Origin of the sequence: Streptomyces sp. NBC_01546 (genome assembly GCF_045208355.1) — a bacterium.
Taxonomy (GTDB): Bacteria; Actinomycetota; Actinomycetes; order Streptomycetales; family Streptomycetaceae; genus Streptomyces.
Genome location: NZ_CP109379.1, coordinates 8,282,499 through 8,301,956, shown reverse-complemented (window position 1 = coordinate 8,301,956; position 19,458 = coordinate 8,282,499). Strand labels below are relative to the sequence as shown.

General features: G+C 68.5%; 16 protein-coding genes and 5 pseudogenes. 7 read left to right on the top strand and 14 right to left on the bottom strand.

Annotation, left to right across the window (positions count from 1 at the left end; all coding sequences use genetic code 11):
- Positions 1 to 76: 76 nt before the first annotated feature.
- A pseudogene (locus tag OHA89_RS37890) lies at positions 77 to 619 on the bottom strand (transposase); the annotation flags it as partial.
- A 269-nt stretch (positions 620 to 888) separates the two neighbouring features.
- Between OHA89_RS37890 and OHA89_RS37885 the strand changes: the two are divergent.
- The 5 genes and pseudogenes from OHA89_RS37885 to OHA89_RS37865 all read left to right on the top strand — a co-directional run bounded on the left by OHA89_RS37885 (position 889) and on the right by OHA89_RS37865 (position 5,041).
- Entirely contained in the window at positions 889 to 1,188 is a 300-nt protein-coding gene (locus OHA89_RS37885; RefSeq protein ID WP_266616897.1) for a helix-turn-helix domain-containing protein, read from the top strand.
- A gap of 42 nt (positions 1,189 to 1,230) precedes the next feature.
- A complete protein-coding gene (locus tag OHA89_RS37880; RefSeq protein WP_406368132.1) occupies positions 1,231 to 1,533 on the top strand; it encodes a winged helix-turn-helix domain-containing protein in 303 nt (100 codons plus the stop codon).
- Positions 1,424 to 2,027 (top strand): annotated as a pseudogene (locus OHA89_RS37875) (transposase). The gene OHA89_RS37880 and the pseudogene OHA89_RS37875 overlap by 110 nt, the downstream one beginning before the upstream one ends.
- A 323-nt stretch (positions 2,028 to 2,350) precedes the next feature.
- Positions 2,351 to 3,802 (top strand): non-reducing end alpha-L-arabinofuranosidase family hydrolase, encoded by a 1,452-nt coding sequence (locus tag OHA89_RS37870; RefSeq protein WP_266616899.1) that lies wholly within the window; start codon positions 2,351 to 2,353, stop codon positions 3,800 to 3,802.
- Positions 3,803 to 3,994: 192 nt separating this feature from the next.
- On the top strand, positions 3,995 to 5,041 hold the full coding sequence (locus OHA89_RS37865; RefSeq protein ID WP_406368131.1) for an IS630 family transposase: 1,047 nt from the start codon (positions 3,995 to 3,997) through the stop codon (positions 5,039 to 5,041).
- 709 nt (positions 5,042 to 5,750) lie between these two features.
- Here the strand turns inward: OHA89_RS37865 and OHA89_RS37860 are convergent.
- The 4 genes and pseudogenes from OHA89_RS37860 to OHA89_RS37845 form a co-directional block, all read right to left on the bottom strand.
- A pseudogene (locus OHA89_RS37860) lies at positions 5,751 to 6,738 on the bottom strand (NADPH:quinone reductase).
- Between the two features lie 20 nt (positions 6,739 to 6,758).
- Complete coding sequence (locus OHA89_RS37855; RefSeq protein ID WP_406368130.1) at positions 6,759 to 7,289, bottom strand: PadR family transcriptional regulator; 531 nt, start codon at positions 7,287 to 7,289, stop codon at positions 6,759 to 6,761.
- On the bottom strand, positions 7,184 to 7,666 hold the full coding sequence (locus tag OHA89_RS37850) for a hypothetical protein (protein WP_266616902.1): 483 nt from the start codon (positions 7,664 to 7,666) through the stop codon (positions 7,184 to 7,186). The genes OHA89_RS37855 and OHA89_RS37850 overlap by 106 nt, the downstream gene beginning before the upstream one ends.
- 16 nt (positions 7,667 to 7,682) lie before the next feature.
- Positions 7,683 to 7,985: pseudogene (locus OHA89_RS37845) on the bottom strand (response regulator transcription factor); the annotation flags it as partial.
- A 5-nt stretch (positions 7,986 to 7,990) separates the two neighbouring features.
- Here OHA89_RS37845 and OHA89_RS37840 point away from each other — a divergent pair.
- Positions 7,991 to 8,284 (top strand): annotated as a pseudogene (locus OHA89_RS37840) (ABC transporter ATP-binding protein); the annotation flags it as partial.
- A 95-nt stretch (positions 8,285 to 8,379) separates the two neighbouring features.
- On the opposite strand, the gene OHA89_RS37835 reads toward OHA89_RS37840, so the two are convergent.
- The 9 genes from OHA89_RS37835 to OHA89_RS37795 all read right to left on the bottom strand — a co-directional run bounded on the left by OHA89_RS37835 (position 8,380) and on the right by OHA89_RS37795 (position 18,102).
- Complete coding sequence (locus OHA89_RS37835; protein WP_266616903.1) at positions 8,380 to 9,855, bottom strand: non-reducing end alpha-L-arabinofuranosidase family hydrolase; 1,476 nt, start codon at positions 9,853 to 9,855, stop codon at positions 8,380 to 8,382.
- Positions 9,855 to 10,598, bottom strand: a complete 744-nt coding sequence (locus tag OHA89_RS37830; protein ID WP_257559192.1) for a cupin domain-containing protein — start codon at positions 10,596 to 10,598, stop codon at positions 9,855 to 9,857. Before OHA89_RS37830 ends, OHA89_RS37835 begins: the two co-directional genes overlap by 1 nt.
- Positions 10,595 to 11,455, bottom strand: coding sequence for a PmoA family protein (locus tag OHA89_RS37825; RefSeq protein ID WP_266616905.1), 861 nt, complete (start codon positions 11,453 to 11,455; stop codon positions 10,595 to 10,597). The genes OHA89_RS37830 and OHA89_RS37825 overlap by 4 nt, the downstream gene beginning before the upstream one ends.
- The gene (locus OHA89_RS37820; RefSeq protein ID WP_266616906.1) at positions 11,452 to 12,498 is read right to left on the bottom strand and encodes a Gfo/Idh/MocA family protein; all 1,047 of its coding nucleotides are present in this window, start codon (positions 12,496 to 12,498) and stop codon (positions 11,452 to 11,454) included. The genes OHA89_RS37825 and OHA89_RS37820 overlap by 4 nt, the downstream gene beginning before the upstream one ends.
- Entirely contained in the window at positions 12,495 to 13,553 is a 1,059-nt protein-coding gene (locus OHA89_RS37815; RefSeq protein WP_406368129.1) for an endo-1,4-beta-xylanase, read from the bottom strand. The genes OHA89_RS37820 and OHA89_RS37815 overlap by 4 nt, the downstream gene beginning before the upstream one ends.
- Positions 13,554 to 13,582: 29 nt before the next feature.
- Complete coding sequence (locus tag OHA89_RS37810; RefSeq protein WP_406368128.1) at positions 13,583 to 14,908, bottom strand: glycoside hydrolase family 30 protein; 1,326 nt, start codon at positions 14,906 to 14,908, stop codon at positions 13,583 to 13,585.
- 92 nt (positions 14,909 to 15,000) lie between these two features.
- Entirely contained in the window at positions 15,001 to 15,831 is an 831-nt protein-coding gene (locus OHA89_RS37805) for a carbohydrate ABC transporter permease (RefSeq protein ID WP_257552267.1), read from the bottom strand.
- Positions 15,828 to 16,817, bottom strand: a complete 990-nt coding sequence (locus tag OHA89_RS37800; protein ID WP_406368127.1) for a carbohydrate ABC transporter permease — start codon at positions 16,815 to 16,817, stop codon at positions 15,828 to 15,830. Before OHA89_RS37800 ends, OHA89_RS37805 begins: the two co-directional genes overlap by 4 nt.
- On the bottom strand, positions 16,810 to 18,102 hold the full coding sequence (locus OHA89_RS37795) for an extracellular solute-binding protein (RefSeq protein ID WP_266616196.1): 1,293 nt from the start codon (positions 18,100 to 18,102) through the stop codon (positions 16,810 to 16,812). Before OHA89_RS37795 ends, OHA89_RS37800 begins: the two co-directional genes overlap by 8 nt.
- A 230-nt stretch (positions 18,103 to 18,332) precedes the next feature.
- Here OHA89_RS37795 and OHA89_RS37790 point away from each other — a divergent pair, with 230 nt between their 5' ends.
- Positions 18,333 to 19,346 (top strand): LacI family DNA-binding transcriptional regulator, encoded by a 1,014-nt coding sequence (locus OHA89_RS37790; protein WP_406368126.1) that lies wholly within the window; start codon positions 18,333 to 18,335, stop codon positions 19,344 to 19,346.
- Positions 19,347 to 19,458: the final 112 nt, after the last annotated feature.

Genomic DNA, 19,458 nt, shown 5'->3' with positions numbered 1-19,458 from the left:
GTTCTTGATCTCGGTGTGGTGTGTGGTCTGTTGGGGAGGGGTTGGTGGCAGGTGGTGCAGATGCCTGTCCAGCACCTCAGGATGTTTTGGAGGGCGTCGAGGGTCTGGTAGAGAGTGAGGCCGGTCCTGGGACTTTTGGGGTCAGTCGTTGTTCGGTGAGGAAGGCCTGGGCGGCGGTCACGAGGGTGACGTGGTGATGCCAGCCCGGCCAGGATCGTCCCTCGAAGTGGTCCAGGCCCAGGCCGTGCTTGAGTTGTCGGTAGTCGTGCTCGATGCGCCAGCGGACCTTGGCCAAACGGACTAGCTCGGTGATCGGGGTGTCGGCCGGGAGGCTGGAGAGCCAGTAGTCGGTGGGAGCGTCGGCGTTTTCTGGCCATTCGACCAGCAGCCAGCAGTCGGGCAGGACCCCGTCCCACCAGCCTTGCTCGGACGAGGCGGCGGCCTTGATCGGACGCTCGACGGCTTTGCCAGCGGGGCGGACGCGCACGGCGGCGAAGCGGGACTTCAGCCGGCCGCGTGTGCCCTGCCGCCAGGCAACGGTGGTGAACGTCTTCGGCTCGAGACCGGCGGCCAGGGTCGCCACCGGCGGTGCGGGGTGTCGATCGGCACTTCTGTAGGGCTACTGATCCGTAGAAGTTCGCTGTGGCCGGTACTTGCCTGATCGAATCAGTCGGACGGCTGGGCGGCTAGCGCGACAGGTGTCGTGCACGCATGCGGCTCAGCACAGTGCGGGCTACGGGATCTGGTATTGACTGAGTGACTCTTTCGGGTTCCCTGTTCTAAGCAGCCTTGGGTTTTAGGCTGGCTTGGTGTCGAAGAACGCTTACTGAGGATTTCGGGTTGTCGTCGGGTGGTGACGGTTCATGATCCCTCCGGTCTGCCGGTGAGGTGAGGTACCCAGAGGGCGGGGGCCTGACCGCTGAGCGTCGGGCATTTCGTGAGGCAATCCGGCTTCAGGCCGGGCAACGGTTCGCAGCGGGTGAGGAGACCGCGGTCATCGCGAAAAGCCTGCGGGTGAGTGTCCGGTCGGTGGAACGCTGGCGTCGTGCCTGGCGCGAGGGCGGCATGGAGGCCCTGCGCTCGGCGGGTCCGGCGAACGCCCCGACCGTCACCGATGAACAGTTCGCCGTGCTCGAGGAGGAACTCGGCAAGGGCCTGTCGGCGTACGGCTTCGACGACGATCGCTGAACCCTGGCCCGGGTCCAGACTGTGACCCGCCGACGGTTGCGGATGAGTCGGTCGGTGACGACGGTGTGGCGGCTGCTGAGACGGCACGGCTGGTCCTGGCAGGCACCCGCCCGCAGGGCACTCGAGCGTGACGAGCATGCGGTGGAGCTGTGGAAGAAGGAGGTGTGGCCGCAGGTAAAGCCTAGCGGCGGCGTCCGGGGCCTGGATCGTCTTCGAGGACGAAGCCGGCTTCTCGATGACGCCGCCCCGCGCCCGCACCTGGGGCCGGCGCGGGCTCACCCCTCTCATCCGCGTCCGTGGCAGGTCCCGCCGCCGAACCTCAGTCGCCGCCCTCTGCTGCTATGAACCCGGCGAGAAGAGCCGCCTCATCCACCGCCCCCGACACCACCTCCTCCTCAAGGGTGCACGCAAGAGCTTTGCCTGGAAGGACTACCGCGACCTGCTGGTGCGGGCACCTATCCAGCTCGGCGGCCCGATCGTGGTGGCCTGGGACAATCTCAACACCCACCTGGCCGCCGGGCTGAAGCAGTACGAGGCTGAGCACGACTGGCTCACCACCATCCGGCTCCCGTCCTATGCGCCCGACCTGAACCCCCGTCGAGGCCGTCTGGTCACTCGTACGCAGAGCGATGGCCAACACCGCCTTCGACACACCCGACGACCTCGACCGCACACTCCGCCGCGAGTTACGCACAATCCAACTCCGGCCCCACCTGATCAACGGCTGTCTCACCGCCACCGACCTGACACTCGACCCACCGACCACCCTGAAAACCTCAGTAACTGCCGCCCGCGCCGAAGAGTGTGAGCGCTCACACCAATCCCGTCAACAACTCTGACAGGTAAGAGATTCTGATGGCGCTTCAGTAACGGACAGATTGCGGCACGGTACTTGACGACCTCTCATGCCCCATGGTCTTCTCCGTGAACACACCAGATGTTCGACTTTCAAATTGTTAGCGCTAACAATACGCCGGAGATCCGGTGCCCCCACCCCGCAGGGGTCACGTCTTGCCGCCGCCTCGGACGTGCCGTGCCCGGTCCGCACGCACGCACGCACCGCGAAGGACCGACCCCTGCCCAAGTCGCCCCTAGGAGGGTGCAGATGAACGCTCTCGGTACAGCTCCACGAACCTCGACACGGCGAGGATGGCGGCCGCGGATGGCCGCCCTGCTCTCGATGGTCTTCGTGGCCGGCTTCCTGGCGATGGTGAACCCGTCGTCCGCCTCGGCCGCCTCGGTCGACACCGGCAAGTGGTACGTGCTGGTGAACCGCAACAGCGGCAAGGCGCTGGACGACTACAACTTCGCCACCGCCGACGGCTCGCCAGTCGTCCAGTGGACCCGCTCCAGCAACGAAGCCCAGCAGTGGCGCTTCCTGGACTCAGGCAGCGGCTACTACCGCCTGCAGAACCGTAACTCCGGCAAGGTCCTGGACGACTACAACTGGTCCTCGGCCGACGGCACCGACGTCGTCCAGTGGAGCGACCTCAACGCGACCAACCAGCAGTTCCGCCTCGCCGACTCCGCCGGCGGCTACGTCCGCCTCCTGAACCGCCACAGCAGCAAGGCCCTCGAGGTCCAGAGCGCCTCCACCGCCGACGGCGGCAAGATCGTCCAGTACGCCGACTGGGGCGGCAGTAACCAGCAGTGGCAGCTCGTCCCCGTCGCCGACGTCGGCACCGGCACCGGCACGTGCGCTCTTCCGTCGACCTACCGCTGGACATCGACGGGTCCGCTGGCGGAGCCGGCGAACGGGCAGGTCGCGTTGAAGGACTTCAGCACCACCACGTACAACGGCAAGCGCCTGGTCTACGGGACGACCTCCAACGGAACGTCGTGGGGCTCGACGGGGTTCAGTCCCTTCACGAACTGGTCGGACATGGCGACGGCCACCCAGACGGGGATGAACGATCCCGCGGTGGCGCCCGAAGTGTTCTACTTCGCGCCCAAGAACGTCTGGGTGATGGTGTCCCAGTGGAGTCAGTGGCCGCTTTATTACCGCACGTCCAGCGACCCCACCAACCCCAACGGCTGGTCCGCCTCGCAGCCGCTGTTCACCGGCAGCCTCCCCGTCGGCCCCCAGGGCCAGAAGGACGCCCCGATCGACCCGACCATGATCGCCGATGACCAGAACATGTACCTGTTCTTCGCCGCTGACAACGGCAAGATCTACCGGGCCAGCATGCCGATCGGGAACTTCCCCAGCAGCTTCGGCTCCTCGTACACGACGGTCATGAGCGACACAACGGACCTTCTGTTCGAGGCGCCGGAGGTCTACAAGGTCCAGGGCCAGAACCAGTACCTCATGATCGTTGAGGCGCAGGGTACGAACCGCTACTTCCGCTCGTTCACCGCCTCCAGCCTGGACGGTCCGTGGGCCGTCCAGGCCGGCAGCGAGAGCAGCCCCTTCGCGGGCCAGGCCAACAGCGGTTCCACCTGGGCCAGGGGCGTCAGTCACGGCGACCTGGTCCGCAACAACCCAGACCAGACCAAGACCATCGATGCCTGCAACCTGCAGTTTCTCTACCAGGGCCTCCCCACCAACACACCGGCGGGCACCGACTACCTGAAACTGCCGTACCGGCCGGGCCTGCTCACCCTGCAGCGCTGACCCGCCTGATCCACGGTGATCGCGATGGGGTGCGGTCCGCCGGCGCGTAGACGAGCTGTCTACGGCGTGGGCAACTTCACCTGCTGACCGATACTCACCGCACCGAGGACCCCAGCCGCGCATCGGCTGGGGTTTCTCATCCTGTGTGCAGGCGGTTTCAGTGCCCCGGTTGGGGAGGCTGGACTGTCTGTCGTGACGGACATCTCTTGTGCTCCTCGCCCGCGAGGCCTTCAGGCCGGTGCCCGGTTTGAGGCTGGTGAGAGGACTGTGGTGATTGCCCCTGCCCTTCGGGTCAGAGGGCGGTCGGTCGAGCGTTGGCGGCGGGCCTGGCGGGAAGGCGGCGAGGACGCGATGCGCTCATCGGGTCCAGCGAGTGCACCGAAGCTGTCGGACGACCGGTTCGCCTTGTTGGAGCGGGAGTTGGGCAGAGGACCGGCCGCGCACGGCTTCGAGGACCGACGCTGGACCCTGGCACGAGTCCAGGCCGTGATCGGTCGCCGATTCCGGATGAGACTGTCGGTTGGGATGGTGCGGCGGCTGCTGAAGCGGCACGGCTGGTCCTGGCAGGCCCCGGCCCGCCGGGCGCTGGAGCGGGACGAGGGCGTGGTCGAGCTGTGGAAGCGGGAGGTGTGGCCGCAGGTAAAAGCACCGCGGCGGCGCTCGGGGCCTGGATCGTCTTCGAGGACGAGGCCGGATTCGCGATGTCGCCGCCGCGCTCCCGAACCTGGGGCCGGCGCGGACACACACCGGGTCCGCGTCCGGGGGCGCTCCCGCCGCCGCATCTCGGTCGCCGCGCTGTGCTGCTACAAACCCGGCGAGAAGAGCAGGATGATCTACCGGCCCCGTTTCCACATGCCACTCAGGGGAGCCCGTAGGAGCTTCGCGTGGACCGACTACCGCGACCTCGCCGTCCGGGCGTACCTGCAGCGAGGCGGCCCGATCGTCCTGGTCTGGAACATCCTGAACACACATCAGGCCCTCGGCATGAAGCGGTACGCGGCCGAGCACGACTGGCTCACCGTCTTCCAACTTCCCCCGTATGCACTGGACCTCAACCCCGTCGAAGGCATCTGGTCGCTCCTGCGACGCGGACCGATGGCCAACACCGCCTTCACCGACCCAGACCACCTCACCCGCACCCTCCGCCGAGGCCTGCGACACATCCGACTCCGACCCGCACTCATCGACGGATGCCTCACCGGCACCCGACTACCCATCACCCCACCGACCCCACCCTGAAAACCTCAGTTGGGGCCGTTGAGAGGGTTTGTGGGGCTTGTGGGGACCGGGTGTAGCTGGGTGCCCGGCCGGACGCGGCATTGTGCTCTGCGGCGTGTCGTTCCAGGCGGTAGCGGGTGGAGCGAAGGCTGCGCCGACTCCTGGCCACGGTCCAGGGCGGGGCGGGCGTGCCGCGAGTGCGGGGCCCCGTTGGATCGCGGGCGTGGACCGGCGATTCGCGGCCGTGTACTGCTCGCCGAAGTGCAAGGTGAGGGCCTGGCGGCGGCGGAAGGATCCGTTCGCAGTCAGAAGTGTCTTGCAGAACGCCCGAGTTCTGAGAGGACTTCCGCGAACGGCGACCTGCGGAAACGCACCACGCTCGGGGGCTCTCGCAGAACTCGCACAGCTGGTCATTTATGCGAGTCCGCAGGGCGTGCCGGTTCTCGCGGTAGAGGTCAGGCGAGAGCGACCGGCGGCATGAGAGTTGGGAATCCTGGCGGCGCCAGCGGCGGCTGCGCGGCCGGGGGCGGGCCCGGTGGTGCGGTGCGCAGGGACTCTTACGCCTGCGCACCGCACGCGCCCTATTTCACCTCACCAGGCGGTGTTCAGATGGTGTTCAGCCGTGATTCGGCGAACGCGAGGCCGGCGACGGCCGTGAGCAGGACTGCGGTTCCTGCGATGGTGGCCGCAGTGAGGTATTCGCCGAGGAGCAGTGTCGGCCGTCGCTGTCTCAGCTGGATCGCTGGGGGATGGTGACCAGGGTGCGGCCGCGGCCGCCGGCGTCGACGCGGTCGTGTGCCTTGGCGATCTCCTCCAGCGGGAAACGGTCGCCGATGTCCACCGTGAGGACGCCGGCGGCGGCTGCGGCAGTGAGGTCGCGGGCGGCCTGCCTTCTGGCCGCGGCGGGGAAGTCGTCGCTGCCGAGCAGGCGGAGGGTGACGTTGTTGAACAACAGCGGCCAGAAGGGGATCTCTGTCCGGTCGGCGCGGGTGGCGTAGGCGGCGATGACCGCGTCGTTCGCAGCAACGGCGCAGTCCAGGTCGGCGTTGTCGGACAGGGACACCTCGACGATGCGGTGGACTCCCTCGGGTGCGTACGTGCAGATCTCCGCCGCCGGGTCGCCGGAGTCGAGGGCGACGGCGTGAGACACCACGGGGGTCGACCCGGTGCAGGTCCTCCCCGCGCCGGACGGTGGCGAGCACGGTGGCCCCTGCCCAGTGAGCGAGCTGGGCGGCCAGGGAGCCGACCCCGCCGAGCACACCGTGCACCAGGACGAGCTTCCCGTCGACCGGGCCGTCGGCGAACACCGTGCGGTGGGCGGTGATCCCGGGGATGCCCAGGCTCGCCCCGAGCTCGTCGGCGAGGTGATCGGGCAGGAAAGCGGTCAGGTCGGCAGGGACGACGGTGTACTGGGCGGCGGTGCCGAAGGGTCGGTAGGACTGGGCGCCGTATACCCACACCCGCTGCCCGATGCGGCGTGCGTCGACGCCTTCTCCGACGGTGTCGACGACCCCGGCGGCGTCGCTGTGCGGGATCACGCGTTGAAAGGGCATCGTCGAGCCGAGCCAGCCGCGCCGTTTCTTGGTGTCGCCGGGGTTGACGCCCGAGACGGTGACACGGACGCGGACCTCACCGGGTCCGGGGATGGGATCAGGGAGTTCCCCGACGTGCAGGACATCGGCGGCGGGTCCCTGGTCGTCGTACCAGGAAGCAAGCATGGAGGTACCTCCGTGGGCGGTCAGCTCGCGGGAGCAGCGGGAGCATGGGGGTCGCTGTCGGTGACCGTGGTGTCGAGCGCGGGCGGTTTCTCGCCGAGGGCCTCGCGCAGCCAGGTCCGTTCGGCGCGGCTGGTGGCGCGGGCGGTGAGCAGCATGCCGCGCCGGTAGGGGTCGGCGATCTCCTCGGCACGCAGGGGCCGGTCATTGTCGTAGAAGAAGCTCGCCGGTTCTTCCAGGAACTCCAGCCGTCTGCGCAGCACCGCGTGCTGTTCGGCCATGTCCGGCAGGTGGGAGAGGAATGCCAGGACGATGTAGAACCGGGTGAAGTCGGTGATCTCGTGGTCAGCGGGCTTGCGTAGACGCTGCAGCATGTCGGCCCGCCCGGCCGCTGTCAGGCTGAGCACGTACCGGGCCGCCCCCGCGGCGGGGTCGGCGCGCCGCTCGATCAAGCCCGCCTTGAGGCGGGTGATGAGCTGGCGGTTCGCAGCGTGGGCGGCGTCGAGGTCGTCTTCGCGGTCGGCGAGTTGTTGTTGCAGTTCGGTGGCGTGCATCGATGGATGAGCTGGCGGAGCTTGGTGATCTCGGTCTCGGACGGGACTGCTTCGGTGCGGGCCCAGGGGTCGAGTTCGCCGGTGGCCAGGACGCGTTCGCGGTCACGCAGGAGGGTTTGGAGGTAGTCCTTGAGCTCGGGGAGGTAGGAGGCGTCGGTGCGGAAGTGGCCGCAGCCCAGACGGCGGAAACGAAACGGGCAGGCCTGGCCGCCGGCCTTGATGTTGCTGGGTTCCATGCAGATGCCGAAGGGGACGGAGACCTGTCCGATACGCAGCCGGGTGTGCTCGTCATCCAGGGCGCCCTGGATCTGCTGCCAGGTCCGTTGACCGTTGCGGTCGAACTGGTGGGCTGCCACCCGCTCGACCGCCTGACGCATCCGCTTGCCGGTAATCCGGCCGGTCGGACGGCACCGGGACCACGCCGGCCTCGTGCGCGACCACGGCCGCTGCGGCCCGGTTGTCGACGCCGAGGCGGGCGAGGATCGAGCTGACGTGGGCCTTCACCGTTCCCTCCGCCAGGTGCAGGCGGCGCGCGATCTGCCCGTTGGAGAGACCGCTGCCGAGGAAGCCGAGGACGTCCCGCTCCCGGGCGGTCAGGGCCTCGACGCGGGCGCGGGCCGCAGAGCGGCGGCCGGCTTGGGCGCCCGCACCGCCAGCGGCGAGATGCGCGACGACCCGGGCCGCGACCTTCGGTGAAGGGCATCGCGATCGCCCGAGCCCTGCTGGGCAAACCCCGGCTGCTGCTCCTGGACGAGGCGACCTCGCAGCTCGACGCCGTCAATGAACTGGCGGTACGCGACGTCATCACGCAGGCCGCCCGGACGACCACCGTCCTCGTCGTGGCACACCCTCTCTCCACGGTGACCCACGCCGACCGGATCGTGGTGATGGACGCGGGGCGGGTACGCGCGGTGGGCACCCATACGGAACTGCTCGGCCAAGACAGCCTGTACGCACGCCTGGCGGCCACCCAGTTCCTGGGGCCGGCACGGTGACTCCGCACCGTACTGCCACGCACCCGTGGCGGGCTCGGCCTTCCCCCGAGCCCGCCACGCCGGCTCCCCTCCGGAGCCGGACCGGTGTCACGTCGTCAGCGCTGCAGTGTCAGCAGACCCGGCCGGTAGGGCCACAGGCCGTAGTCACCGCCGACGTTGGGGTCGCGTCCCTGGTAGAGGAACTGCAGGTTGCAGGGATCGACGGTGAAGGTCTGATCGGCGCTGGTGCGGATCAGTTCGCCATGGCTGATGTCGTTGGTCCAGGTGGCGCCGCTGTTGGCCTTGCCGGCGAAGGGGCTGCTCTCGCTCCCGGCCTGGGGCGTCCACGAACCGTCCAGGCTGGTGGCCGTGAACGAGCGGAAGTAGCGGCCCTGCGAGCCGTCAGCCTCGACGATCATGAGGTAGCGGTTCTGGCCCTGGAGCTTGTAGACCTGAACGGCTTCGAACAGGTTGTTCGTCGTGTCGCTCATGATCACGGTCGAGTTCGAGCCGAAACTGCCCGGGAAGTTCCCGATCGGCATGCTGGCCCGGTAGATCTTGCCGTTGTCACCGGCGAAGAACAGGTACATGTTCGTGCTGTCACCGATGAGGGTCTGATCGATCGGTCCTGTCCCGGAGCCGGCGATGCTTCCGGAGAAGAGCACCTGCTGTGAGGACCAGCCGTTGGGGTTGGTGGGGTCGCTCGACGTCCGGTATGAGAAGGCGCTCCCGCCACCCCACTGGTAGGTGAGCACCCAGATGTTCTTCGGCGCGAAGTAGAAGAGCGTGGGCGCGACGGTGGACGTCGACATCGCGTTCTGCCCGGCCGAGGCCATATCCGACCAGTTGGTGAACGGGCTGAAGTTCATCGAGCCCCAGTTCTTCCCCGTGTCGTGGGTCGTCGCGTAGACGAGCTGCCGGCCGTTGTAGGGGGCGACGGTGAAGTCCTTGAGCGAGGCCCACCCGGGCTTGGGCTGCGCCAACGGGCCCGTGGATGTCCAGCGGTACGTCGACGGAAGGGCGCAGGCGCCGGGGTTGCCGGCACCGACCTTGACGAGCTGCCACTGCTGGTTGGTGCCGCCCCAGTCGTCGTACTGGACGACGTTCGCGTTGTCGGCGGTGGACCCGCCTTGTACTTCGAGGGCCTTGTTGCTGTGGCGCGCGATGAACCTCACGTAGCCGTCCGAGCTGTCGGCCAGCCGCCACTGCTGGTTGGTTCGGTTCGCGTCGGCCCACTGGACGATCGAGGCGCCGTTCGCGGTGGACCCGTTCTGGACGTCCAGCACCTTGCCGGAGTGGCGGGACTTGATGCGGTAGTAACCGCCGCCGGAGTCGACGAACTGCCACTGCTGCTGGTTCTGATCGTTCCTGGTCCACTGGGTGATGCGGGCGCCGTCGTTGGTCGCCAGGTTGTAGACGTCCAGGGCCTTGCCGCTATTGCGGTTGACCAGCACGTACGAAGCGTTGGGGTCGACGGCCGTCGCCGCGCCGGCGGGCTGCACACCGAGGTAAGCAGCCAGGAGCAGCAAGGGCGCGAGGACGGCGAGCAGGCGTCGTCTCAGGTGGACCGGAGACGGATGGCGAAACCACATCAGAAGAGCTCCTTTGGGGGGCGGGGGTGAGGTGAACCCGACGAACCGCCGAGCGGCCGCGTCAGGGGGTCGGGGACGGGATAGGTGTGAAGGCGGCCGCACATGCCGAAGCGCTGGTGCTCCGGGCACTCCAGTCGTGAGACTTCGCCGTGGTCGAGGTGGGAGAGGTCTCCGGCCTTCAGCCGTTCCAGCTGACGGCCGGTTGTGACGGCTGCGGCCAGGGGGCCGTCACGCCAGCGGAGCCACCAGGCGTCCAGGAGCTCGCTTTTCAGGCGGTGGGCCGCGATGTGGAACTCCTGTAGCCCGCCTTCGCGCAAGGCCAGGAAACCCTCGAGTGCCAGGTCACGGCGGCGGCGCGCTGCCGCGGAATGGTCGCCGGTGAGGGCGGCAGCCTTCCGGTAGGCGTGGGGATCGGCCAGGACCGGAGCAGGGAAGGTGAAGACGGCGTCGCCCGCCTCGGGGAGTCCGCTGTTCTGCATGAGCACCACGAGGCGCAGGCCGCCGTCGTTGACGAGGCGGTGGATCGTGCCGGGGGTGAACCAGACGACGTCGCCGGGGAGCAGCGGGGTCTCGGTGAAGGCGGAGGTGGTGAGGGTTTGGACGCTGCCCGCGCCGCCGATGACGACGTATGCCTCGGAGCAGACGAGGTGCATGTGGGGCGTGCCGCCGCACAGCCCGTCCGCGGCCTGCCAGTCGTACACCGTCAACCCGGAGATCCCCACGCCGCCGGGGAGCGGGGTCACCACGAGTGTTCCGCGATGTGGCGGGACAGGCGCCCGGGGGTCCATGCGCCGTCGGCCACGACGATCCGGTAGCGGCGCGACAGGGTGTCGCCAGGGGCCAGCGGCAGTTCTTTGTCGAACGCCAGGGACGGGTTGACGGCGGGGATGGGCTCGCTGCGGACGAACCAGTGGCAGGGGGCGTCGGGATCGTCCAGGAACAGGAGCGTGGAGGAGCGGTCGACCTCGTCGTGCGTGCCGATGAAGGCCAGCCAGTCCCCCTGCTCGCCCATCGCGGGGCCGATCACTTCGCCGCCGGTGAAGTCGCGCGGGCCGCGCCAGAACAGGCCGGAGTATCCGGCGAGCCTTCTGCCCTGCGTACCGGGGCTGCCGAACATCAGGCCGGCGTCGCGGACGTTGGTCAGCGAGGTGGTGACGTCCAGGGTCCAGGAGTCGGCCCCGATGCCGTGTGCGGTCAGCGTGCGGTGCTCGTCGATCCAGCGCTCCCCCGCCATCGTGTGCCAGGCCAGGGCTTCGGTGATCGCGGCGCGGCCGTGGCCGGTTTCGGCGGACAGGGTGAGGCTGCGCATCGTGCCGAGGTTCGGCAGGTCCACGTAGCCCTGGCCGCGCAGGTAGGTGCCGCCGCCCCAGAAGTTCTGCCCCGACACCCACGACGCCGTGATCTGGATGCCCTTGTGCCAGCGGTGGTCGTGCGGCCGGTACCCGGTGACCACGTCGCCTGCGAGCGTGCGTACCGGATGCAGGTAGGGCTTCGGCGCTTCGAAGGGGTCCATGACCGGCCGGTGCACGTACCGGAAGAGGTCGACGTCGCGAGCTCGGACGGTCAGCGAGTCCTCGTTCTCGAGGAGTTCGAAGGTCACCGGAACACCCCCGGGCGCCCTCCGTTGAGCGAACCGTAGAACGGGTCGGCCGCGTCGATCTCTCCGCGCCGGACCGGCAGGCCGGTGATCGCGGCCTTGTACAAGGCGGTGACCAGTTCCATCGTGGGCCTGCCGAGGTCGGGCCGGATCCCCGCCTCGTAGCCGTCCAGGAAGGCCGCGAGCTGGGCGGTGTGCGAGCTGGGCAGGTCGTCCGGCGGCTCCCACTGCTCGCCCGGCGCCCTCGTGGTGAAGGTCCAGTCCGCATTGGAGTAGCCGTACAGGTGCCGCAGCTCGACCGTGGCGTCGGTGAGATCGAAGCGCAGGTAGCTCTCCTCGCGTGGGGAAAGGACGCTGTTGACGACCGTCGCGATGGCTCCGTTGTCGAACCGGACCAGGGCCGCGGACACGTCCTCGGTCTGGACTTCGCGCGCGAGGCGGCCGGCCATCGCGCGTACCTCGGCCCATTCGCCGAGCACCGCGAGCAGCAGGTCCATCTGGTGGATGCCGTGGCCCAGGGTCGGGCCACCGCCCTCGCTCTCCCAGGTGCCGCGCCAGGGCACGTCGTAGTAGGCGTCGTCGCGGTACCACGCCGTGACGCACTGCGCGATGAGCGGACGGCCCAGGGTCCCGGCCGTGATCCGGTCGCGCAGGTACCGGGCCCCCGAGCCGTACCTGTGCTGGAACACCGCGCCCGCGAGGGCGGGCCCTTCGGCGCGACGGATCCGGTCGAGCTCGGCCAGCGACAGGGCCACCGGCTTCTCGCACCACACCCACGCCTGCGACTCCAGGCAGGCCACGGCCTGGTCGGCGTGCAGGAACGGAGGCGTGCACAGGTGCACGAGGTCCGGACTCTGCTCCTCGAGCATCGTGTGCAGGTCGGTGTAGACCGCGGGGATGCCGTGTTCGGCCGCGAACGCCTCGGCGCGCGCGGCGTCCACGTCGACGGCTGCCACGATCCGGGCCCGGTGCGCCTGCGCGCGGAGGGCCGGAACGTGGCAGATGCCCGCGATCCCGCCCGTTCCGACGATCGCCGTCCTGATCATCCGCCCAGCACCTCCTTGATCGAGTGGTAGGCGGGCTTGGGCAGCAGGTTCTCGTCGTAGGGCAGCGCTGCGCCCTCGCCGGGGAAGACGGAGGGGATCCACGAGTACTTGTCCGTGTAGTCCCAGATGGTGACGCCGACGCACTTCTTGACCGCCAGGCATGCCTTGACGTAGTCCGCGTACCAGGTGGCCTGGGTGGCGAGCTTCTCCGGGGTCGTGGGGAGGGCCATCCGGATGTCGAGCTCGGTGACCGCGACGTCGACCCCGAGGTCGGCGAAGCGCTGCATGTTCTGCTGGACATCGCCGGGGAAGCCGTACTGGAGCGCCAGGTGGCCCTGGATGCCGAAGCCCTCCACCGGGACCCCGTCGGCCTTCAACTGCTTGATCAGGGTGTAGTAGGCGTCGCTCTTGGGGCCTATGCCGTCGACGTTGTAGTCGTTGAGGTACAGCTTGGCGTGCCGGTCGGCCTCGTGGGCCCAGCGCAGGGCGTCGGCGATGTAGCCGGGGCCGAGCGTCTTGTAGAAGAGCGATTCGCGGTAGGTGCCGTCCTCGTTGAAGGCCTCGTTGACGACGTCCCAGTGGATCACCTGGCCCTTGAAGTGCCGGACCTCCGTCTGGATGTGGTTCTTGAGGATGGCGCGCAGCTCGTCGGCGCTCCAGGTGCCCTCGGTGAGCCAGGCGGGGAGCTGGTTGTGCCAGATGAGGGTGTGGCCGCGGACCTTCTGGTGGTGGGCCTTGGCGAACTCGACGACCTTGTCGGCGTCGGTGAAGTCGAAGACGCCGCGCTCGGGCTCGGTGGCGTACCACTTCATGGCGTTGCCGGGGGTGGTCTGGCCGAATTCGCTGCCGAGGAGCTTCAGGTAGGCGGCGTCGGTGAACTCGGGGTTGTCGGTGGCGGAGCCGAAGTACTTGTGGTGCTTCGCGGCCAGTTCGCCGAGTGTCTTGGGACGGGGCTCGGCGGCCGCGGGCGCTGCGGCGAGACCGGCCGAGAGGCAGATGGCGGCGGACAGGGCGGTGAGGATCCGGGACATGGGAACGGACATGTGAAGGGACATGGCGGGTTACTCCTCGGGGTGCAGGCGGTTCAGTCGAGGACGATCGTGGTCAGCGCGCGCGGGGCGAGCGTCGCCGTGAGGGTCGTGCCGTGCGTGGCGACGATGTCGGCCGGGGTGATCGAGCGGGTCCCGTCGGTGACGTAGCCGTCGGGGTGCCGGTCGTGCCCGCCGCGAAGGGAGAACTCGGTGGAGCTTTCGGTGGTCGCGGTGTTGAGGATTTCGATCACGCGGCTGCCGTCGGTGTTGCGGAAGGCCGTGATCTGCAGTGCCGGGTCTGCGTTCGTGACCGCCACGCGGACGGCGCCGGGGCGGATGAAGCGGCTGAAGGCGGCCAGGGCCCAGTACCGCTTGGACACCCGGTAGTCGTCACCGGGGTTGGCGAGCTGGATGAGGCCCCGGGTCGCGCCGAGGGACGCTCCGGTCCAGTAGACGTAGGCACTGGCGTTGCCGACGGTCAGGGTGTTCTGGATGTCGGCGGCGACGGCGAGACCGTCGTAGCCGCTGCCGTCGTCCCAGTTCTCGTTCCAGGTGGCGCCGTCCGGAGACCATTCCGACATCCACACGGGCTTGTCGGCCGGCTGCGGGACCGCGGTCGGACCGCTGTAGCGGTGGCCGGTGATGGTCCGCACGGCCTTGCCTGCGGCGGGGTCCGCCTCGATGGCCTCGGTGTAGGCGACCTGCCGGTCCCAGCCCGCGGCGTCGCAGCAGACCAGCTCGGTCTTCAATCCGGATGCGCGAACGGTCGGCCCGAGCACCTTGAGGAAGTCGACGGCCTGCTGCGGGGTGAACCGCATCGAGGCGTAGGTCGCCGTCCAGTCGGGTTCGTTGGTGAATCCCAGGTCGGTGATCCCGATGCCTTCCTGCCGGTAGAACTTTGCGTACTGCACGAGGTAGTTCGCATAGGCCTGACGCCATTCGGGCCGCAGCTCGCCGCCGTTGTTCTCGCTTCCGTTGGTCTTCATGAAGGCCGGGGCGCTCCAGGCGTCGGCGTAGAACCGTTTGACGCCGTAGGCCTTGGCCTCCTTGGCGAGCCAGACCTGGCCGCCGTCCCAGCCGTCCCAGATGTACTTCGGCGTGGCGTCCGGCCCGCCGGGATCGGCCGGCAGGATCGTCGGCATGTGGTCGTAGACCCTGTCGGTCGACGACCCGATGCCCAGGCGCAGGATCGAAAAGCCCGCGCCCTTGTCCTTGCTGAGCAGCAGGTCGAGCACTTCGCGCTGCTTGGCCGGGCTGAGGCCGCGCGCGCCGTGCAGCAGGTCAGCCCGCTGGAAGGCCATCGAGAAGCCGAATCCGTCTATGGGCTGGAGCGCTGTGCGAAAGTCGATGCCGCTGCCGCTTCGCGCGGGGGCGGCCACGGCCTGCGATGTTAGCGCTAACAAAATTGGGACTGTCAGTGCGATCAGGCGTTTCACAACGTCTCCTCGGGGTGGAAGTCGCGCGGGGCGGGTCAGCCCTTGGTGGCGCCCGCGGTGAGGCCGCCGATCAACTGCCGCTCGGCGACGGCGTAGAACGCGAGGGCGGGGACCATGGCGAGCACGATGTAGGCGAGGACGAGCGCGTAGTCGGTCGAGTACTGGCCCTGGAACTGCTGGACTCCGACCGGGATCGTCTGCCATTTCGGGTCGTTGAACACCAGCAGCGGCAGGAAGAAGTTGTTCCAGCTCGCGACGATCGCCAGCACCGACACCGTGCCGAGCGCCGGACGCGCCATCGGCAGCAGGATCTTCCAGAAGAAGCGGAACTTGCCGCAGCCGTCCATGATGGCCGCCTCCTCGACCTCCGCCGGGATGGTCCGGAAGAAGCCGCGCAGAATGATGATCGTCATGGGGAGCCCGAACGCCGCCTGCGGGAGGATCACTCCGAGCGGGTTGTCGAGCAGGTCGAAGGTGCGCAGCAGCAGGAACAACGGCAGGACGGCCACCGCGAACGGGAACATGAGCCCGATCGTGAACAGCGTGTAGAAGAGCTCCCTGCCCCGGAAGGCGTAGCGGGCCAGCACGAACGCCGCCATCGCGGAGACCGCCACCGTGCAGCACGTCGTGCCGATCGCGATGCCCGCGCTGTTGGCGATCTGCCGCCAGAACATTCCGTCGCCGAGAATGCCGGTGTAGTTGCCGGTCTTCCAGTGCTCGGGCAGCCCGAACGGGTTGGTCGTCAGCTCGCCGGTGCTCTTGAACCCGGAGATCACCGCGTAGACCAGCGGCACGACGACGAACGCGCCGATCAGCCAGACCACGGCGTGCAGCGACAGGCCTCGTGCCGTCCTGCGGGCGTTCATCGGCCACCTCCCGAGGTGACCGCCCCGCTCAGGTCACGGCGGAGCACGTAGCGCTGGTAGAAGAGGGAGAAGACCAGGCTGATCATGAACAGCACCACGCTGATCGCACTGGCATAGCCGACCTGGTAGCGCTTGAACCCGAACTGGAACATCGAGATCGCCATCGTCTCGGAGGAGTGGTTGGGCCCGCCCGCCGTCATGACCCAGACCAGGTCGAAGAGCTGGATGGCCCCGATGATCGAAAGGAAGGCGCTGATCCGGATCGTCGGGCCCAGCAGCGGCATCGTCACGTGCCGGAAGCGCTGCCAGACGCCGGCGCCGTCGATGGAGGCGGCCTCGAGGATCTCGCTCGGGATGCTCTGCAGTCCGGCGAGGAAGAGCATCATGTGGAAGCCGAAGTACTTCCAGGTCATGACAACGAACAGGGTCGGCATGACCGTCGAGGGATCGGCGAGCCACTTCCCCCGCAGCCCCTCCAGGCCGAGGGCGCCGGCGAGATGGTCGGCCATGCCGGCGCCGGGAAGGAAGATCATCGTGAAGAGGACCGCCGTGACCACCTCGGACAGGATGTACGGCGCGAAGAACAGCATCCGGTAGACGGCCCGGCCGCGCAGCCGCTGGTTGAGCAGGACCGCGGTGAACAGCGCGAACGGCAGCTGCACCGTGATCGACAGGGCGATCAGGTACAGCCCTCGCTTCAGATCGCCGAGGAAGACCTGATCGCGGAAGAGCGTGGCGTAGTTCTCCAAGCCGATGAAGTCGCCCAGGGGGCCGATCCCGCCCCACTTGAAGAAGCCGGTGTAGACGGCGACGACGATCGGGGCGAGGACGAAGACGAGGAAGAGGACCAGAGCCGGGACGAGGAACCAGGCGACCGACGCCCAGCTTCCCAATCCGTGCAGGAGCGACCGTGCCGGGGCTGACGGGCGCGCCGGCACGGCGTCCTTCGTCCGCTCCTTGGTCAGGGTGGACACGGAGCTAGGCACCCTTCGCAGCCTCGGTGATCGACTTGGTGACCTGCTCAGGCGTCTTCTTGCCCGCGATGAGGTCGGCGACGCTGTCGTTGACCTCCTGGCCCACCGCAGGCGGGTAGGCCTGGTCGAGGAAGAGCTGGAAGCCCGTCGCCTTGACCAGGCTGTCGGCCACCACCTTTCTGTTGGGCTCGGTGAGCTGGCTCTCCGCGCCCTTGACGACCGGCAGGTAGCCGTTGGAGGCCAGCAGCTTGGACTCGTTCTCCAGCACGAAGAACTTCAGGAAGTCCAGCGCCTCCTTCGGGGCGCCCTTGCGCAGCGCGAAGCCGCCGCCACCGCCGAACACCTCGGTGGCCTGGCCGACGCCGCCGTCGACCGTCGGGAAGGGGAAGAAGCCCAGGTCCGCTCCGAGGTCCGCGCCCGCGTCCTTCTGCACTGACGGCGCCCACTGCCCCATCAGCTCCATGGCGGCCTTGCCGTTGCCCATGGTCGCGGCCTGGCCGCCGGGGGTGGAGTAGCCGGCGCCGAGGAAGCCCGTCTGGAACGGCTGGAGGTCGACCAGCTCCTTGAGGTGGGTGCCCGCCTGGACGAAGCCGGCGCCGGTGAAGTCCTTGGTGGTCGCGGCCTGCTGCAGGGCGGGGAGGCCTGCGACGCGCATCGCGAGGTAGGCCCAGTAGTAGTGGCCCGGCCATTTCTCCTTGCCCGCGAGGGCGATCGGAGTGACGCCCGCCGCCTTGAGCTTCTTGACGTCTTCGAGGAACTCGGCCCAGGTGGCCGGCGGAGCGGTGATCCCGGCCTCGGCGAAGAGCTTCTTGTTGTACCAGAAGCCGACCATGCCGACGTCGTAGGGCACCCCGTAGGTCCGGCCCTCGAACTGATAGGCCTGCAGCGAGACCGGGGTGAGGTCGGACGACCAGCCGAACGCCTCGGTGAGGTCCTCGACCAGCCCCGCGTCGATCTGCTGCCGCAGAACGCCGCCGCCCCAGGTCTGGAAGACATCGGGGAGCTTGCCCGACGAAGTGTTGGCCGTCAGCTTGGACTTGAAGGCCTCGTTCTCCAACGAGGTCGTCTTGATCGTGATGTTCGGATGAGCGGCCGTGAACGCCGAGGAGATCTGCGGGAACAGGGACTTGCCCGGTTCCGTCGTGGCGATGTTCCACCACGCGAAGGTCACCTTGCCGTCGGCCGCCGACCCCGAGCCGGAGCCCCCGCCGCCGCAGGCCGCGGTGAGCGAGACGGACAGAGCGGTCAGGCCCGAGAGCGCGAGGAAGCTTCGTCGACTCGGGTGTGTGCTGGCCATGGGACCTCCGGGGTGGTGAATGCCGGTTCGATTCGAAAATGTTTCGTAACATTCTCGAATTCGTGCTGCCACAAACTAGGAACGTGAAGCCCCCCGGTCAAGCCTTCTCACCGAATTTCCGTCGGCAGCAGCCCACTTGTGGCTTGACAATGAGGTCGCGCCGACCGGAAACTCTTCGAAAGTTTGCGATACCTGTCGCTAACCCAAGGCGTCCGCGCGGAGGAGAGAAGTTGAGCGAGCAGCGTCCGACCCTGGCCGTCATCGCCGCTGAGGCGGGGGTCTCCCAGGCCACCGTTTCCAAGGTGGTCAACGGCCGCTCCGATGTCGCACCCGCGACACGCGAACGGATCGAGAGCCTGTTGCGCTCCCACAACTACCTCCACCCCGGCGCGCAGGCCAGGGCCCGCAGGTCCGGCCTGGTCGACCTGATCATCGGCGGTCTGGACAGCGCGTGGGCAGTGGAGATACTGCGCGGCGTCGAGGCCGAGTGCGCCCAGCGGAGCGTCGGCACCGTCGTGTCGCTCGTCCCGCCGGGTGAGGCCACGCCTTCGAGTTGGGCCGCACTGCCGGTCCTGCACCACAGCGACGGCGTCATCCTCGTCACCGCCTCGGTCACCCAGGCCCAGCGCGCCCAGGTCGAACAGGCCGGGGTGGCACTCGTCGTCATCGACCCGATCGACCTGCCGGGCAACGGTGTGCCGAGCATCGGCGCGACCAACTGGGCGGGCGGCCTCGCCGCCACGGAACACCTGCTGGAGCTGGGGCACCGCCGGATCGCCGCGATCGGCGGGCGCAAGGAGATGCTCTGCAGCCAGGCCCGCATCGACGGGTACCGCGCCGCGCTGGAGCGGGCCGGGATCGAGGTCGACCGCGACCTGATCCGGTTCGGCGACTTCCAGCACGAGGGCGGGTTCCAGCGCGCCCGGGAACTGCTCGCCCTCCCCGAGCCGCCGACCGCCATCTTCGCCGGCAGCGACCAGCAGGCGATGGGCGTCTACGAAGCCGCCCGCCAGGGCGGACTGAGCATCCCGCAAGACCTCAGCGTGGTCGGCTTCGACGACCTGCCGATGTGCGAATGGCTGTCCCCGCCGCTGACGACGGTGCGCCAGCCGCTGGAGGAGATGGGCCGGCTCGCCGCCCGCACACTCTTCCAGCTCCTGGACGGCCAGCCGCTGGTCAGCCCCCGGATGGAGCTCTCGACCGAGCTCAAGGTCCGGCTCTCCACCGCCCTGCCCCGTCTCTAGTGCTGTGACCGGCGAGGTTCACCGTGTCACGGCGCACGGCACGGCACCTCTCCCCCAGTTACCGCTGGGAGGTGCCCCCGGCGTTGTCGGACCGCCCCGAGTACGTCCAGTA

Coding starts and splice junctions, on each gene's coding strand:
- OHA89_RS37815 (WP_406368129.1), bottom strand. CDS start 13,553: ATGTCCCTTCACATGTCCGTTCCCATGTCCCGGATCCTCACCGCCCTG.
- OHA89_RS37805 (WP_257552267.1), bottom strand. CDS start 15,831: ATGAACGCCCGCAGGACGGCACGAGGCCTGTCGCTGCACGCCGTGGTC.
- OHA89_RS37795 (WP_266616196.1), bottom strand. CDS start 18,102: ATGGCCAGCACACACCCGAGTCGACGAAGCTTCCTCGCGCTCTCGGGC.
- OHA89_RS37870 (WP_266616899.1), top strand. CDS start 2,351: ATGGCCGCCCTGCTCTCGATGGTCTTCGTGGCCGGCTTCCTGGCGATG.
- OHA89_RS37880 (WP_406368132.1), top strand. CDS start 1,231: ATGAGTCGGTCGGTGACGACGGTGTGGCGGCTGCTGAGACGGCACGGC.
- OHA89_RS37850 (WP_266616902.1), bottom strand. CDS start 7,666: ATGCGTCAGGCGGTCGAGCGGGTGGCAGCCCACCAGTTCGACCGCAAC.
- OHA89_RS37855 (WP_406368130.1), bottom strand. CDS start 7,289: ATGCACGCCACCGAACTGCAACAACAACTCGCCGACCGCGAAGACGAC.
- OHA89_RS37835 (WP_266616903.1), bottom strand. CDS start 9,855: ATGTGGTTTCGCCATCCGTCTCCGGTCCACCTGAGACGACGCCTGCTC.
- OHA89_RS37820 (WP_266616906.1), bottom strand. CDS start 12,498: ATGATCAGGACGGCGATCGTCGGAACGGGCGGGATCGCGGGCATCTGC.